The sequence below is a fragment of the Natrononativus sp. DTA114 genome (genome assembly GCF_059736515.1).
The window spans coordinates 385,462-401,233 of sequence record NZ_JCASSN010000004.1; the positions used below are offsets into that span (position 1 = coordinate 385,462).

Below are 15,772 nucleotides of genomic sequence, written 5' to 3' on the forward strand. Positions count from 1 at the left end.
GCGGCCTGAAATGCGTTCTGTTTCTTTCACGGTGAGGACAGCACAGGTCGATTGCCAGGGCAGACAGGCAGTTCGAAAACCCGCTACTACCCATAAAATTTTCGATAAGACGGTGAACGGAGGTACGAGAAATGTTCCAGTATCACAGAAATGTGTACTAATATGACAATTATACGTTAGCTCTATTAGCACCTAGAATTGTATATATTATGCAAGAGAAGTGTGTTCGAAACTCGCAAATAACATTGTGATATTCCATTGTGTGCCTGTTTGAATGAGTTTTCTAGACTGTAAAATGAATTCCGTCATTTGTGTATCTGATAATCGCATGTCTGAGATATTGGTCCGGAAACGCACCTCAATCACGATTTCTCCCTGATTCGCATATGGTAGTCGAAATCGGTCGAATTGTGATCCCGTTGGCCCAGGATGGACTCCGATTAATTACACATGATACTGCGAGACCAGTAATAATATTTCCAATCATCAGCATTACTCGGCACACAGATATAGTATTAGTCAGTCCGTAGTAATAATTCGGAAATGCATCGAGACGGAGGCTGTACTCGAGCACGAAAGAAATAATATTTGAGGTATCGGCCAGACCGTAGTCTACTCGTGGCTCGAGACGCGAACGGGTTCGTACGGTTCCTCGAGGTACTCGAGGTCCGACGAGGAGAGCGAGATCTCGAGGGCCTCGACGGCGTCTTCGAGATGATCGACGCTCGTAGTACCGATGATCGGCGCATCGACCCACTCCTTGTGCAGCAACCATGCGAGTGCGATCTGTGCCATGGTAACACCCTTATCGGCTGCAAGTTCCTCGACTCGTGCGTTGACCGATGGACCGCCGCCCTCTCGGTACGGGTGTTCGTAGAGGTACTGCTCGGTCGACCCGCGTTTCGTGGCGTCGGTCTCGTCGTGCGGGCGTGTGAGATAGCCTCGAGCCAGTGGCGACCACGGAAGGACACCGACCCCCTCACGCTGACAGAGCGGCAGCATCTCCCGCTCTTCCTCGCGGTAGGCGAGGTTGTAGTGGTTCTGCATCGTGACGAATCGGTCGAGGCCGAGTCGATCGCTCGTGTGTAACGCCTCGGCAAACTGGTGGGCCCACATCGAAGACGCCCCGATGTAGCGGACGTTTCCGCGACGGACCGCATCGCTGAGTGCGGAGAGCGTCACGTCGATCGGCGTCTCCTCGTCCCACCGGTGGATCTGATAGAGGTCGATCGTGTCCATCCCCAGCCGGTCGCGGGACGCCTCGAGTTCCTGTTCAATCGCCTTTCGTGAAAGGCCGCCCGAGTTAGGGTCGTCGTCGCGCATCTGGAAATACGCCTTCGTCGCGACGACGGATTCCTCGCGGTGTCCCTCGAGCGCGTCGCCGAGTATCCGTTCGGACTCCCCGTGGGAGTACATGTTTGCCGTATCGAAGAAGTTGATTCCGAGATCGATTGCGCGTTCGAGTATTTCGTGGCTTTCCTCCTCCTCAAGGACCCACTCGCGCCAGTCGCTCGAGCCGAAGCTCATACAGCCGAGGCAGAGACGACTGACCGTCATTCCCGTGTTACCAAGTGTCGTATACTCCATGGCCATCATTCGAGTACACCTGTGAAAAATCCCCGTGACCCGGCGAAAAACGCACCAAGTACCGTTCGGGCGGTCTTGGCCCCGTCGCGACCGATTCATCGACCTTCAAACAACGGAAGAGGTGAGCCACACGGCGGGCGAAGACGGAACGAGGGACGATTCGGAAGATGGAATCGAGCGGTAGGTGAAGCGAGATCTTCAGAGCACGAACTGGAACGCCCAGAGTGCAAGCATCCCCACGCTGATCGTCGCCAGAACGTTCTCCGTTCGCCATGCGATCAGCGCTGCCAGGACGCCAGCAAACACCATCGGCCACTCGAAATCGAGGCTAATCGACGGCTCGACCGAGAGAACGATGATCGCAGGAACGATCAGCGCGGCGAGCACTGCTGCCGGGACGAACCGGAGAACTCCGATTACTCGCGGCGGCACCGTATCGAGGCGGCCGAACAGGAGGATAAATGAGAGTCGAAGCGCGAGCGTGCCGGCGCCTGCGGCCAGAATTATCAACAGGATCGTCTGCGGTCCATAGCCGGTCGTCACGTCGAATCACCGCCGCTATTGGCGTCTTCGGACCCCCCGGACGGGAAACGACCGAGGCGCTGTTCGACGATGACCCCGGCGGCGATACCGAGAACGGCCGCGGTCACGAGTCCAAGGTTGAACGGAAACGGATCAGTGATAACTGCGAAAAAGCCAGCGACGAGAGCGGCTGTTGCCGTCGGACGTCCTTTCAGTACCGGGAACAGCAGCGCGATGAACGTGAGTGGGATTGCGAACTCGAGCGAAAGCCCGTCGGGGACATTTGCTCCGAGGAGAACGCCGACGATGGTGCCGAGTTGCCAGGTGATCCAGAGCATCATCGCGGTACCGAGATAGAACCACTTTCGGCTTCGCTCCTCGGGAGACGTTTCGGAGAATTCGGCCACTGAGAGGGCGTAGGCGAGATCGGTGAGCACGTACGCACTGAACCACTTCGAAAGTTGTGAATAGCGGTCGAGATAGGGGGCGAGAGAGGCACTGTACATCATAAAGCGAAGGTTGACGACGATTGCAGTGAACACGACAACTGCGATCGGTGCGGACTGTCCGATCAGATCGATCGCCGCCAGCTGTGCGGCTCCCGCGAACATGATCAGCGACATCGCGATCGCTAACAGGGGAGAGATCCCGACGTTCACTGCGGCCACCCCCGTGATGATCGAAAAGGGAATCATCCCAACCATCAGCGGCGCACACGCCCGCATTCCGTCGAGGAAGTCTGCTCGACTGCTCATCTTGGTACGGGGAGCCGTCGAGGAGCAGTGTTCGAGGGTTTCTCTGTCCGGAGAATCGGTCGAGAATCACTCATACGGCGTCTAGCCATCGCTCGGATCGACCTGTGGGGTTTCTCGCGTCATCGGTCTCGATTTCACTCCGTATCTATGGCCGGGACGACTGTAACGGGGGCGGGAGAGTCCCGGATCAACGAGAGCGTCGTACTCCCGAAGAACACCTTTCCAACGGGTGAGCGCCGTTTGTCCGGTATGATGACGTGATCGATCTCTTCGTCGCCGATAACGTCGAGAATCGTATCGACTGGCTCGCCTTCGCGGACGATCAACTCCGTCGGAATCCCTCGACCAGCGAGCGCCGACACCGCGTCCTCGACGGTGCCGGGAACTGTCAACTCCTCGTGATCGATCGAAACGTAACCCCCATCCGAGCCGACGAAATCGATGTCAGAACTCACGTGGACGACGACGACGGAGAGTTCGTCCTGTCCAGGAAACGACGCGACTGTCTCGACAGCCCTGGAAACGCCGGCGTCGGCCGTGCCGACGGGCATCAGTATCGAATACATAGCTCTATTTTGCGTGTCTGGGTAATAAGAGTGGGGCTTCGTGTAAGGGATAGATTACTTTCTCTCGGCGTAATTCGCCGGTACGGTCACGATTATTCCGACGACTTTCGAACTCAGGGTGAGAGATGACTTCATCCAGTCAAACGGATCTTGTCGTAATCGGCGGGGGCCCCGGTGGCTACGTTGCGGCGATCCGGGCCGCACAACTCGAGACGGACGTGACGCTCGTCGACGCAGACGCGCTCGGTGGAACCTGTCTCAACTACGGCTGTATCCCCTCGAAAGCGCTGTTGTCTGCCGCCGGATCGGTTCACGACGTCGCCCATCGGGAGGACGCCGGAATCTACGCGGACCCGTACGTCGAATGGAGCGAACTTCTCGACTGGAAATCAGGTGTCGTCGGGCAGCTCACCGGTGGCGTCGAGCACCTCTGTGAGTCCGCCGGAGTCGAGTTGCTCGAGGGACACGCCTCGTTCGTGGGCGACAACGAACTCAGGATCGAGACGAGAAACGGTGATCAACAGTCGCTGTCGTTCGAAAACGCCATCGTCGCGACTGGCAGCCGAGCGATCGAACTTCCCGGGTTTCCGTTCGACCACGATCGCGTAATGACGTCTCGAGACGTCTTCTCGCTCGAGGAACTGCCGCGGGAGTTGCTCATCGTCGGGGCCGGCTACATCGGGTTGGAGTTGGCGACGCTGTTTCAGAAACTCGGCGTCGACGTCACCGTCCTCGAGTTCGAAGACGATGCCCTGCCCGGCTGGGACGACGACCTCCGGGAGACGATTCGCTCGCACGTCGAATCCCTCGGCGTCACGTTCGCCTTCGGCGAACTCGCAGCGGGTTGTACGGTCGAGGGTGAGCGCGTGACGGTGACGACCGAAGCCGAGAACGACACCGAGCATCACCACGAGGCGGATCGAGTGATCGTCGCCGTCGGCCGTCGACCGGTCAGTGAGACAGTCGATCCGGAGACCGTCGACCTCGAGGTGAACGAATCCGGCTTCGTTTCGACCGACGGAGCCTGTCGGACGAATCTGGACCACGTGTTCGCGGTCGGTGACGTCGCTGGCGAGCCGATGCTCGCACACAAGGCGAGCGCCGAGGGAGTCGTTGCTGCAGAAACCATCGCTGGACACGACGTGAGCGTCGACGACATGGTCGTTCCGGCAGTCGTCTTTACTGACCCTGAAGTAGCAACGGTCGGTCTCTCGGAAACGGAGGCCACTGAAGCCGGTTTCGAGCCGATAGTCGGAAAAATGCCGTTCAGTGCGAGCGGCCGAGCACTCACGACGTCGAGCCCGGAGGGGTTCGTTCGGGTCGTCGTCGACGAGCCGTCTGGGACGCTACTCGGCGCCCAGGTCGTCGGTGAACACGCGTCCGAACTCGTGGGTGAACTGACGCTCGCGGTCAGTACCGAACTCACCGCCGAGACGGTTGCAGAAACCGTCCACGCCCACCCGACGTTGTCCGAGAGCGTGATGGAAGCCTGTGCCGCCGCCCTGGGCGAGGCAATTCACACGGCGTAGCTGGCGACGTCGCACGATCGCTCAGTATCCCCAGTTTCTGATCGCGTTGCCCGCGAGTGCACAGAGCGCGAGCGAGAGTGGGACGACCAGCACACCGAACGCTACACCCCAACCGAAGGCGTCGGCGAAGAGGCCGACGGCTACCGATCCGCTCGATCCGAGAACGCCGTACACCGTGCGAACGAGCCCGAATCCCATCCCCTGTTCGTCGTGAGAAAGGTGATCCAGAAACCGAGGAAGCAGGGCGGACATGAAGCTCATTCCGATTCCGACGAGGACCACCCCCGTCGCGACGGCTACGGGGTGTGATCCGACGACGAGGACGGCGTAGCCGGCGATAGCAGCCACGAGACAGCCGATAATCGTCGGATCCCGCCCGACCCGGTCCGAGACGTTACCGACGATGATCTGGACGACCCCCTGTATCACGAAGTACGCGCCGAAGGCCACGCCCGCGAGCGTCGTCGACAACCCGTGGTGAGCAACGAGGAACGCAGGGAGAAACGAGGCCGTCGCCTGCCAGACGAACTCACAGACGACGGCGACACAGACAGTGAACGCGATCGATGGACGCGAGAGAAGATCGGCGATCGACTCGAGGTCGATACGATCTCGAATCCGCTGGCGGGGGCGCCGCGGTTCGGTCGGTCGAATCCGCCAGGCAAACAGCACGAAAATCGGGAACGCGACGAGCGCCCCGAGAGCGACCGCGGGTCGCCAGCCGTAGTGAACGGCCACCCACGCAACTACGATTGGCGTGAGCAACCCCGCAACAGGACTCCCGGTGTTGTGCAACCCGACCGCGGTTCCGATGTCGTCGTAGGTTCTGGTCAACAGCGTGGTCGCGACGCTGTAGTGTAACCCGGCGACGAGTCCGAGGAGGAGCGTGCTGAGAACGAAGAGGCCGAACACGGGTGAGAGAGCGATCAGGAGCGTCGCGACTCCCGTACCGCCGACGGCGATCAGGATGATCGGACGCTCCCCGAAGCGGTCGGCGAGGAGGCCGCTCGGAAACTGCGCGAGCGAGTAGGACAACCACAGCAGCGTCAGCGAGAGTCCGAGCACCGCGTTCGAGACACCGAAATCGTCGACGATCTCCGGGACGACCGGGCTGATGGCTAGCCGTGCCACCATCGTGGCGAAGAAAGCGAACGTACACAGCGTGAGGACCGTATGTCGGTACTGCCACTGCATCTCTGATAACTGGTCGGTGTCTGCTGACTCTTCATGGAAGACGAAAGAGCGTACCGATACCGGCAGGTCGTGGAGTGGCACAGTTGCTCCAGGTCTCTTCACCCACATGGTGTGAAATTCATCACATAATCTCATAGATGAAAGAGCGAACTGTTAAGTTCAATGGTAACAGATAACAAGGCGACGTATGTCACAGGAGCAGACGCAGGAACAGGCAGACGACGATCTGAAGATCATCGACTGCGATCTTCACCAGAGTTACCGCGACCCCAATGAGATCGCCAAGTACCTACCACAGCGATACGAGTACCGAGGCGTTCGCATTCCCACACTAACCTACGGGAATCCGGCGGGTTTCGGTCGAGAGGACGCACTCCCCGACGACACCGATGATTTCGAGTACGCCGGGTCGGAGTACTCGAAGTTCAAGGAAAACCACCTCGACAGGTACGGCATCGATTACGCGCTTCTCACCGGTCACGCACACTTCAACATCAATGCCCTGCCGAACAGGGACTACGCGGTCGAACTCGCTCGAGCACACAACGAGTGGCTGATCAACGACTGGCTTCCGAAAGATGACCGGTTCCGAGGGTCGCTCCACGTCGCGATGCAGGATCCAGAGGCAACGGCGGAGATGATCCGCGATCAAGGTACCCACCCCGATATCCTCCAGATCCTCATCCAGGGAGGGAGCACGCAGGTCCCGCTGGGAGATCCGCAGTACTGGCCCGTCTACGAGGCGGCCGCCGACCTCGGTTTGCCGGTTGCACTGCACGTTTCTTCGGAGGGCGAGTCGAACACGGGGCCGCCCACCGGTGCCGGGTTTCCGAACTACTATCTCGAGTGGCATACGACGTTTCCGGCGGTGTTCATGGGCCAACTCTGCAGCATCATCGCCGAGGGAGTATTCGAGGAGTTCCCCGACCTGAAGTTCGTGTTCACCGAGTGTGGCTACACCTGGGTGCCGTTTTTCATGTGGCGGATGGACGAAGAATGGCGGGCGACGCGAGCGCAGGTGCCGTGGCTAGAGAAGGCTCCGAGCGAGTACATTCGAGAGAACGTTCGCTTTACCACCCAGCCAGTCCACGCACCGGAAAAGCCCCAGCAGTTCCGGCAGATACTCGAGATGATGCACGCCGAGGAGACGCTCATGTTCGCGAGCGACTACCCACACTGGGACTCGGACTCGCCCGAACACGCGCTACCGAACCTCCCGGATGACCTCGAAAGACGAATCTTCCACGAAACCGCAGAAGAGCTGTACGGACTGGAGGCCTGAAACCGAGACAATGGTAGAACGATTCGAAATCTGTCCGACTGATGAGTTACCCCCTGGCGAGCGAGCACTCGTCCAGCTCGGCAACATCCCCGTCGGCGTCTTCAACATCGACGGCGAGTACTACGCGATGCAAAACGTCTGTCCGCACCAGCTCGCACCGCTGTGTGAGGGAGAAGTGACGGGGACGACGAGCGCACCGGCCGTCGGCGAGTACGAGTGGGAGTGCGACGGCGAGATCATCCGGTGTCCGTGGCACGGCTGGGAGTTCGAGATTCCGACCGGCGAGTCGGTGTTCAACCCTCACGGCGTGCGAACCCGAACGTTCGAGACGGCGGTTGAGGATACGGAGGGTGACGTCGAATCGAACGCAGTCGTCGAAACCGATTCCGCGGTTTCCTCGGAGTGTCAGCGCTACGGAACGAAGCTGAGCGGCGACGAGCCGCCGGTCGAAACGTACGACGTCGAAGTCGAATCGGAAACGGTCGTGGTCTACGTCTGATTTTCTTTAGGACGACTCCGGTGTCAGCGCCGCGTGTACGATATCCGGGTCGAAGTCGTCACCGGGAAGCTGGCGCTCGATCGCCGTTTCGGCCTCCGAAACCGGAAATACGTGGGAGTTGATCCGCTCGACCGCGTCGGCGTTTCGCTCGAGGATCGTCATCGCACGCTCGACGTCGAGGGCCTGTCCACGGCCTCCCCGCACGTCGATCTCGTCGACGACGATGCGATCCAGGTCCAGCGAGGTTTCGCCGCCAGTGAGACCGACGAGGACCGCCGTTCCGCGGGGCCGAACCAGATCGATGCCGAGCCGGATCGCCGGTGGCGCGGGTGCGGTGATGACGACGACGTCGAACCCGCTCCCGTCGGTTTCCGCGAGCGCACGCTGGGCGGTATCGTCACGATCCGAATACAGCGTCTCGGTCGCCCCGAACTCCTCGCTGAGTGCGAGTTTCGGGTCGTCGTTCTCGAGGCCGAGGACGACGATCGGATCGGCCCCCGCGTCGGCGGCCACGATGGTCGAAGCCAGCCCCTGTGCGCCCGGGCCGACGATCGCGACGCTGTCGCCGGGCGAGACCTCGCCCTTTCGTAGCACCCAGCGCACGCCGTTACCGATAACGCTGCCCAGACAGGCTGCGCGACTCGAGACGTCGTCGGCGATGGGATGGAGCCGCGAATTCGGATCGAGGTACATGTATTCGCCGTAGCCACCCCAGAGGTGGGGCGGTTCGTCGGCCGAAATCGTGACCCCGTAACTGCGGTTCTCGTCGCACATGTGGTAGTGGCCGCGCTGGCAGTCGAGGCAGGCGTAACACGGGATGTACGGTTCGGGCATGACGCGGTCGCCGACCTCGAACCCCCAGCGCTCGAGCGTGTCCGCGGCCCCGTCAACGATGCGACCGGCCACCTCGTGGCCGAGCAGTACTGGATACGATCCGAACGGTGACTTGCCCTTGTAGAGCCCGATATCAGAGCCACAGACCGACGTCGTCTCGACCTCGAGGATCGCGCCGCGCTCGCTGACGTCGGGGACGTCGAATTCGACGGCCTCGAGTCGGCCTGGCTCTCGCAGTACCATCGATTCGCTCGTCGCCATCTCACTCAACTCTCCGGATCGCGCGCTCGATGTCCCCCGCGTCGGGGAGGACCTCACCCTCGAGTCCCGGGGCGAACGGAATCGGCGTGTCCGGAACGCCGACGCGCTGTGGCGGCGCGTCGAGGGTGAAAAAGCCGTCTTCGACGACTCTCGAGGCGACTTCGGCGTGGAACCCGTACGACATCGGACTCTCGTCGGCGATGACGAGTCGACCCGTCTTGGCAACGCTCTCGAGGATCGTCTCGGTGTCCAGTGGATACAGCGTCCGCGGATCGATCACCTCGACGCTGAGGTCGCCCTCGAGGTCCTGTGCGACCGACATCGCCTCGCCGAACAGTCGCTGGGTCGCGACGACGGTGACGTCCTCGCCGGGCCGCTCGACGGCGGCCTCCCCGATCGGAACCGTGTGATCGCCGGTCGGGACCTCTCCCCGGCGATCGTAGATCGTCTTGTTCTCGAAGAACATGACGGGATCCGGCGATCGGATGCTCGATTTGATCAACCCCTTCGCAGCCGCTGGCGTCGATGGAGCGACGGTCTTGATACCGGGGAGGTGGGCAACGAGCGTGTGGACCGTTCCGGAGTGCTGTGCCGCCGCGCTCACGCCGCCGCCTTCGGTCGCCCGCAACACCAGCGGAACCTCACTGGCGCCACCGAACATGTAGCGAGTCTTGCCAGCCTGGTTCATGATCTGGTCGAAACAGACGCCGATGAAGTCGGAGAAGCTCAACTCGACGACCGGCCGAAGGCCCGTCGCGGCCGCACCGACGGCGCCACCGACCTGGGCGGCTTCGCTGATCGGCGTGTTTCGCACGCGCCGCCCGCCGAACTCGTCGTAAAGCCCGGACGTGACCTCGAAGGACTCCCCGTCCTCCTCGTCCTGGCCGTACAGCATGACCATCTCGTCTCGCTGCATCTCCTCGCGAAGGCCCTCGCGAATAGCCTCCCGGATAGTCGTCGTCTCGGTGCTGTCGGTGGATTCGGACTCTGTCTGTGACATCAGTATACACCCCAGTTTGGTTCCTCTCGCGCCAGTCGCTCACGGTGGGTTTCGATCTCGGGGACGGATTCGACGAAGACGTCCTCGTAGGCGGCTTCGTCGCCCGCCTCATCCGCCTCGCGGGCGAACGCGAGGGCGTCGGCCATCTCCCCGTCGGCCGCCTCTCGGAGGCTCTCGAACTCTTCTTCGGTTAGCTCCTCAGCTTCGATCAGCCGCTCGGCGAAGTTCGAGATCGGATCGCGCTCGCTGCGCCACTTCTCGATTTCGTCTTTCGTCCGGTAGGGCTGCTGGTCGCCCTCGAAGTGGCCTCTGTAGCGGTACGTTTTTGCTTCGATGATCGTCGGGCCGTCGCCCTCGAGCGCGCGGTCTCGAGCCTCGGAGACGGCCTCGTGGACGGCCTCGACGTCCTGACCGTCGACGATGACACCCGGAACGCCGTACGCCGCGGCCATGTCCGCGAGGTCGTCGATGTTGTGTTGCTCGTCGTAGGTCATTCCCTCCGAGTAGAGATTGTTCTCGATGACGAAGACGACCGGAAGCCCCCACGTCGCCGCGAGGTTGAACGATTCGTGGACCTGCCCCTCGGCGACGGCGCCGTCGCCGACGAACGCGAGCGAGATCCAATCTTCGTCGCCGTATTGCGCGGTGATCGCAGCGCCCATCGCCAGCGGTGCGCTGGCACCGACGATCGGCTGGGCGCCGAGCATCCCGCGGTCGAGGTCGGCGACGTGCATCGAACCGCCCTTCCCCCGACACTGTCCCGGCTCCTTGCCGTACAGTTCGGCGAGCAAGCGATCCGGCTCGAGCCCCTTCGCGATACTGTGGCCGTGTGCGCGGTGGGTGCTCGTGATGTAATCGCCGTCGTGCAACGCCCCGCACGCGCCGACGGCGACCGCCTCCTGTCCCTGCGAAAGGTGAACAAAGCCGGGTATCTCACCGTCTGCGAACTGGTCCTGTACGGTATCTTCGAAGGCGCGTGCGAGCAGCATCTTCTCGAGTGCCTCCGTCCTCCCCTCTGGGCTATCGATGTTCAGGAAAGTCATTCGCGACTGTTCGGACAGAGCAGCTACGGATACATATTCGTTCTGGATGGGGAGGGTTTCGTTCTCCGCAGAGACAACATCACGGAGATCAGTCGAGACGACTCGAGTGGACTCTACGAATCGATCAGTTCTCGAGCAAGGCCGGCGCGTCCTCGAGCGTCTCCGCGAGCGTCTGGAGGAATCGTGCGGCGTCTGCACCGTCGATCACTCGATGGTCGAACGAGAGACTGAACCCCATCTGCTTGCGGAACTCGATACCGGTCTCGGTCCGCTTCGATTCCTCTTTGATCCGGTTGACGCCGAGGATAGCGACCTGTGGCGGATTGATGATCGGCGTGAACGAGTCGACGCCGAAGACACCGAGGTTAGAGACCGTAAACGTCCCTTCCTGGAGATCGCTCGAGGTATAGCGCTGGTTCAGTACCCGGTCGGTCAGCGCCCCGCGCTGGTGGGCGAGTTCGGTCACGGACATCGGCTCGACATCGCGTAAGACGGGGGTCACCAGCCCATCCTCGATGTCGACGGCGAATCCGATGTTGTGTTCCTCGTACAGCGTATGGGTTTCACCGTCGAACGTGCCGTTGAATTCGGGGTGGACTGCGAGCGTCTCGCTCACGGCCGTCAGAAGGACGTCGGTGAGCGAAACCACGTCACCGGCGTCCGCCGCGGCTTCGAGCATTGACTCGGCGTCGACCCAGCGGTCGACGGTGACGTGGGGTGCCTCCCAGCTGCCGCTCAGACGGCGAGCGATGGTCGATCGCATGCCGGAGAGCGGGCGCTCCTCGTGTACCGTCAGGGTATCGGGTGATGCCGCGGGTTCACTCGAGGCGGTCGTCGGTTCGGTTTCGCGCTCGGCAGCCGTCTCGACGTCCGCTTCTCTAACGGAGCCGTGCGGACCGCTTCCGGAAACCGAGCCGAGCGCCACGTCGAGTTCCGCCGCCCGTTTTCTCGCCCGCGGCGTCACGAGGTCCGGCTCACCGGTGGGAGCGGCGTCGACACGTGGGGCGGCTCGAGCCGCTGGCGAGGCTCCCGACACCGCTCGGTCGACGTCGTCGGCCGTCACGGCGCCTTTCGGACCGGTGCCCGGGATGTCCTCGAGCGACCGGCCCTGTTCGCGGGCTGCTCGTTTGGCCTTCGGCGTTGCCCGTACCGATCCGCTTCGGGAGGTGTCGTCGGTGATGGACTCCTCGGCGTCTTCGGTCGGCACCGGGGCTGTCTCTTCGGGTTCGTCTTCGGTTTCGGCTGGCCCGTCGTCGACCGTCATCCCCTCAGATTCGATCGTTTCGAGAAGATCGTCGATACTCTCCTCTGCACCCGCAACGATTCCCATCGCTGAGCCGGGTTCGACTTCCGCCCCCTCCTCGAGCACCGCCCGGCGGAACACACCGCCCTCACGCGACGTGACCTCCGCAACGGTCTTTTCGGATTCGATTTCGGCGAGCACGTCGTCCTCGCTGACGGATTCACCCTCTTCGAAGAACCACTCGAGGAGGACACCGGTTTGCATCTCTACCCCGAGCTTTGGCATCCTGACTATATACGCCATCTACCGTCACTGTTCGTCCTCGCCCTAAAAAATGCTCTGTTGGAGGAGGTTTTGGAACAGGTTACCGTACGGAAAATATGATAGAAATGTTGGATACGACTGTTGCTGGTGGCGAAAAGACTTTGTATGCTACCCATCCACAATCGATCATGGCAAATGTAGGGAGTGGAATGAAGCGTCGACAGTACATCAAATCGGTAGCTGCGACGGCGGCCGTTGGGACCGCTGGGCTTGCAGGCTGTCTGTCGGATGACGAGACGTTCGAACTCGAAGCGAACGCCGCCGGTGCGGAGGGGACTGTACACGGCGACGTCGCCCGTATGGTGGGGGACATCATTTCGGACAAAACTGACGGCGATATCGAGATCGACGCGTTCACCGACAACGAACTCGGCGGCCTCGTCGAATCGATGGAGAACGTTTCGTCGGGTGCACTCGACATCTACGTCAACGTGTACGGCCTGGCTGCGGGGTTCTACGAGGACGCTCAGGTCTTTGACGCGCCGTACATGTACGACGACGATAATCCGTACGAACACCTGATCGAAGTTACAGACCCCAACGAGTCCGACAGCGCCGAAGAACTAATCGAAGACATCGCCGAGGAAACCAACATGCGCTCGCTGGGCGCCTTCCCGCAGGGAACGCGCCGTGTGAGTATCGCCGGTGATCCCGTCTACAGCCCGGACGAGATGAGCGACGTTCTCCTCCGGGGGGTCCCAGTTCCGATTTTCGAGGAGACCGTCGTTGGCCTTGGCGCCCAGGTGACCGAACTCGACTGGGGCGAGGTGCCACAGGCACTCGCCACGGGGTCGGTCGACGGACAGGAGAATCCGTACGAGATTATGGTCGGAGCGGGAATTCAGGAACACACCGATTACGTTCTCGAGACCAATCACATGCACCCCGCGTTAGCGTTCTGGATCAACGACGATCTCTGGGAGCAGTTCTCCGACGAACAGCAGTCACTGTTCTACGAGGCGATCCAGGAGGCACAGCCACAGGCGATCAATCAGCTCGAAGAGAACATCGAAGAGTCGAGACAGGCGTTCCTCGACGAAGGCGCCGAGATCATTTCAGCAGACGAACTCGAATACGATGAGTTTGTCTCCCAGACACGGTCTCACATCAGCAACGAGTTCCCAGACTTCGTAGACCAGATCGAAGAGATCACCGGCGAGCCGTACGAATAATCCGTCTCGCACTCGACTATGTCCTTCACAAGGTACCTAAAGTCGTTGCCACTGTACGTAGCGAGTATTGGAATTATTGGAATTCCGGTCGTGATCCTGGCCATAATCGTCACCCGGAACATGGGTATCAGAGTCGGTGGGCTGCTCCCCCTGTCCCAGATTATCGGTGTGTGGGTGGTTTTTGTTCTGATCGGGAGTCTCGCGCGCGAAAATCGGCACATTCAGATCGGATACTTCACCGATCGATTGCCCGAACCGTTCGACAGATGGCACGAAATCGGCGTTCTCGCAATCAACATTGCGGCGTGCGTCATCTTCCTGTATAGCTCCGTCCTCGCGTTGAACGCGGGATTTGGCTCCACAGTATCGGGGCTCGGAATACCGACGGCGGTCTACTTCGTTGCACCGCTACTCGGATTTGGGTTGCTGACCGGCGTTTATGTGCTCGAACTCGCCGAGCTATTCGATCTACTCAAACAGCGGTCGGGGGTGTCTACGGATGATTAGTGAGGGGATTCTAGTCGTCATCGTATTCTTCATCCTCGCATTGCTGCGGGTCCCGGTCTTTATCGCACTGGGCCTTCCGGCGGCAATGTACCTGATGCTGTTTTCCGGCTCTCCGGGTGAGTTTCCCGTCAGCAGAATGGTTCGAACCATCGACTCGTTCACGCTGCTCGCAGTACCGATTTTTATCTACGTAGGTGCGTTGATGAACCACGGCGAAGTGACGGACAAGATCTTCGATTTCGCCGACGACATCGTCGGGCATCTCACCGGCGGATTAGCGCAGGTGAACATTCTGACCAGCCTCGTATTCTCCGGTATCTCGGGGTCTGCGCTCGCTGATATCGGTGGTGTCGGAAAGGTTCTGATCCACACGATGACCGATCGTGGGTACAAAGACAGTTTTTCAGCGGCGCTGACGAGCGCATCCGCAACGATCGGTCCACTGTTTCCGCCGAGTATTCCCCTTATTCTGTATGGGATCCTGGCTGAGGAGTCGATTCTCGATCTGCTGATTGCCGGCGCACTGCCGGCGGTTGCCACCGTTATACTGCTGATGATAGGGACGTTCATCATCGCCTATCGGAACGACTTTCCGTCGAACGACAAGCGAGCACCGTTCAAGAAGATGGTGCGTTCGTTCGTGGTCGCGTTCCCGGCGATCGCGACGCCGATCGTTCTCATCCTCGGTATGTTGTCGGGATACTTCGGACCGACGGAGGCTGCCGCCGTTACCGTCGTCTATATCGTGTTTATCAACTTCGCGATCTATCGAATTACGAACCTCCGTTACATGTGGGATGCGGCGGTCGAAACGGCGAGAACGACCAGCGTCGTGCTGGTTATTCTCGCCTCCGCCGGACTGTTCGCGTTCGTCCTCTCTGTCGAGCGAATCGACCAACAGTTCGCCGACATCCTGTTCAGCGTCTCCCAAGAGCCAGCGATCGTCCTCTTCATGGTAATCTTGCTCGTGCTCGCCCTTGGACTGGTGCTCGACCCACTGGCTGCGCTAGTGATGATTACACCCGTCGTCGTCCCACCGCTTGTCGCGGTCGGATACGACCCAGTCCACATGGGTGTCGTGATCGTCTATGGGCTCATGATCGGACTGTTAACGCCGCCGCTTGGACTCTCAGTCTACCTCTCAGCGGACATTGCTGGTGCGGATCCGATCGAAGTCTTCCGGTCGACCGCACCGTTCTACGTTATGCTTCTGGCCGGACTGTTCATCATCGCGTATATCCCGGAGATCACCCTCTACATGCTCCGGTTTACGTGAACGCACCCCTCGGTCAAGCCGCGGGGCTTCCTGCTTCTACGACGTGCTTTGCATTCACTCGCCCCGAATGACGAACAAACGCAGGGAGCACAGTCTGCACAGGCGTTGATTCGGACCGTCCCGGCCCTACATGAAGAGATAGTTCGGTGAGTCCTCTGTTGAGGACGTTCTTTGCGGC

The 15,772-nt window shown here is 60.6% G+C and carries 15 protein-coding genes and 1 pseudogene; 6 read left to right on the plus strand and 10 right to left on the minus strand.

All coding sequences use genetic code 11. The features are described from left to right. Nucleotides 1-612: 612 nt before the first annotated feature. The 4 genes from AC6I6S_RS17540 to AC6I6S_RS17555 form a co-directional block, all read right to left on the minus strand. Entirely contained in the window at nucleotides 613-1,587 is a 975-nt protein-coding gene (locus AC6I6S_RS17540) for an aldo/keto reductase (protein WP_497951942.1), read from the minus strand. A gap of 198 nt (nucleotides 1,588-1,785) precedes the next feature. Then, nucleotides 1,786-2,130, minus strand: a complete 345-nt coding sequence (locus AC6I6S_RS17545; protein ID WP_497951943.1) for an AzlD domain-containing protein — start codon at nucleotides 2,128-2,130, stop codon at nucleotides 1,786-1,788. After that, nucleotides 2,127-2,864, minus strand: coding sequence for an AzlC family ABC transporter permease (locus AC6I6S_RS17550; protein ID WP_497951945.1), 738 nt, complete (start codon nucleotides 2,862-2,864; stop codon nucleotides 2,127-2,129). The genes AC6I6S_RS17545 and AC6I6S_RS17550 overlap by 4 nt, the downstream gene beginning before the upstream one ends. A 134-nt stretch (nucleotides 2,865-2,998) precedes the next feature. Continuing rightward, the gene (locus AC6I6S_RS17555; RefSeq protein WP_497951946.1) at nucleotides 2,999-3,430 is read right to left on the minus strand and encodes a universal stress protein; all 432 of its coding nucleotides are present in this window, start codon (nucleotides 3,428-3,430) and stop codon (nucleotides 2,999-3,001) included. Nucleotides 3,431-3,555: 125 nt separating this feature from the next. Here AC6I6S_RS17555 and lpdA point away from each other — a divergent pair, with 125 nt between their 5' ends. After that, complete coding sequence (gene lpdA / locus AC6I6S_RS17560; protein WP_497951947.1) at nucleotides 3,556-4,959, plus strand: dihydrolipoyl dehydrogenase; 1,404 nt, start codon at nucleotides 3,556-3,558, stop codon at nucleotides 4,957-4,959. A 21-nt stretch (nucleotides 4,960-4,980) separates the two neighbouring features. Here lpdA and AC6I6S_RS17565 read toward each other — a convergent pair whose 3' ends face one another. Continuing rightward, nucleotides 4,981-6,153 (minus strand): MFS transporter, encoded by a 1,173-nt coding sequence (locus AC6I6S_RS17565; protein ID WP_497951948.1) that lies wholly within the window; start codon nucleotides 6,151-6,153, stop codon nucleotides 4,981-4,983. A 187-nt stretch (nucleotides 6,154-6,340) separates the two neighbouring features. Here AC6I6S_RS17565 and AC6I6S_RS17570 point away from each other — a divergent pair, with 187 nt between their 5' ends. Together AC6I6S_RS17570 and AC6I6S_RS17575 are read left to right on the plus strand one after the other, a co-directional pair. Continuing rightward, nucleotides 6,341-7,435: an amidohydrolase family protein gene (locus AC6I6S_RS17570; RefSeq protein ID WP_497951949.1), complete on the plus strand. Its 1,095-nt coding sequence runs from the start codon at nucleotides 6,341-6,343 to the stop codon at nucleotides 7,433-7,435. Between the two features lie 10 nt (nucleotides 7,436-7,445). Then, nucleotides 7,446-7,934 carry a Rieske (2Fe-2S) protein gene (locus tag AC6I6S_RS17575; RefSeq protein ID WP_497951951.1) on the plus strand — a complete coding sequence of 163 codons (489 nt, stop codon included), beginning with the start codon at nucleotides 7,446-7,448 and terminating at the stop codon, nucleotides 7,932-7,934. Nucleotides 7,935-7,940: 6 nt separating this feature from the next. Here the strand turns inward: AC6I6S_RS17575 and AC6I6S_RS17580 are convergent, their stop codons facing one another. From AC6I6S_RS17580 to AC6I6S_RS17595, 4 genes are all read right to left on the minus strand, one after another. After that, nucleotides 7,941-9,011, minus strand: coding sequence for a zinc-dependent alcohol dehydrogenase (locus AC6I6S_RS17580; protein WP_497951952.1), 1,071 nt, complete (start codon nucleotides 9,009-9,011; stop codon nucleotides 7,941-7,943). A gap of 19 nt (nucleotides 9,012-9,030) precedes the next feature. Continuing rightward, nucleotides 9,031-10,029 (minus strand): alpha-ketoacid dehydrogenase subunit beta, encoded by a 999-nt coding sequence (locus AC6I6S_RS17585; RefSeq protein ID WP_497951953.1) that lies wholly within the window; start codon nucleotides 10,027-10,029, stop codon nucleotides 9,031-9,033. Next, complete coding sequence (locus tag AC6I6S_RS17590) at nucleotides 10,029-11,072, minus strand: thiamine pyrophosphate-dependent dehydrogenase E1 component subunit alpha (RefSeq protein WP_497951955.1); 1,044 nt, start codon at nucleotides 11,070-11,072, stop codon at nucleotides 10,029-10,031. Before AC6I6S_RS17590 ends, AC6I6S_RS17585 begins: the two co-directional genes overlap by 1 nt. A 124-nt stretch (nucleotides 11,073-11,196) precedes the next feature. Continuing rightward, entirely contained in the window at nucleotides 11,197-12,618 is a 1,422-nt protein-coding gene (locus AC6I6S_RS17595; RefSeq protein WP_497951956.1) for a dihydrolipoamide acetyltransferase family protein, read from the minus strand. Nucleotides 12,619-12,767: 149 nt separating this feature from the next. On the opposite strand from AC6I6S_RS17595, the gene AC6I6S_RS17600 reads away from it, so the two are divergent. From AC6I6S_RS17600 to AC6I6S_RS17610, 3 genes are read left to right on the plus strand one after another with little or no spacing between them, the layout of a single operon-like run. Continuing rightward, nucleotides 12,768-13,811, plus strand: a complete 1,044-nt coding sequence (locus tag AC6I6S_RS17600) for a TRAP transporter substrate-binding protein (protein WP_497951958.1) — start codon at nucleotides 12,768-12,770, stop codon at nucleotides 13,809-13,811. 45 nt (nucleotides 13,812-13,856) lie between these two features. Next, nucleotides 13,857-14,318 (plus strand): TRAP transporter small permease, encoded by a 462-nt coding sequence (locus tag AC6I6S_RS17605; RefSeq protein ID WP_497951959.1) that lies wholly within the window; start codon nucleotides 13,857-13,859, stop codon nucleotides 14,316-14,318. Continuing rightward, complete coding sequence (locus AC6I6S_RS17610; RefSeq protein ID WP_497951961.1) at nucleotides 14,311-15,594, plus strand: TRAP transporter large permease; 1,284 nt, start codon at nucleotides 14,311-14,313, stop codon at nucleotides 15,592-15,594. Before AC6I6S_RS17605 ends, AC6I6S_RS17610 begins: the two co-directional genes overlap by 8 nt. 13 nt (nucleotides 15,595-15,607) lie before the next feature. On the opposite strand, the pseudogene AC6I6S_RS17615 reads toward AC6I6S_RS17610, so the two are convergent. Beyond that, nucleotides 15,608-15,772 (minus strand): annotated as a pseudogene (locus AC6I6S_RS17615) (RNA-guided endonuclease InsQ/TnpB family protein); the annotation flags it as partial.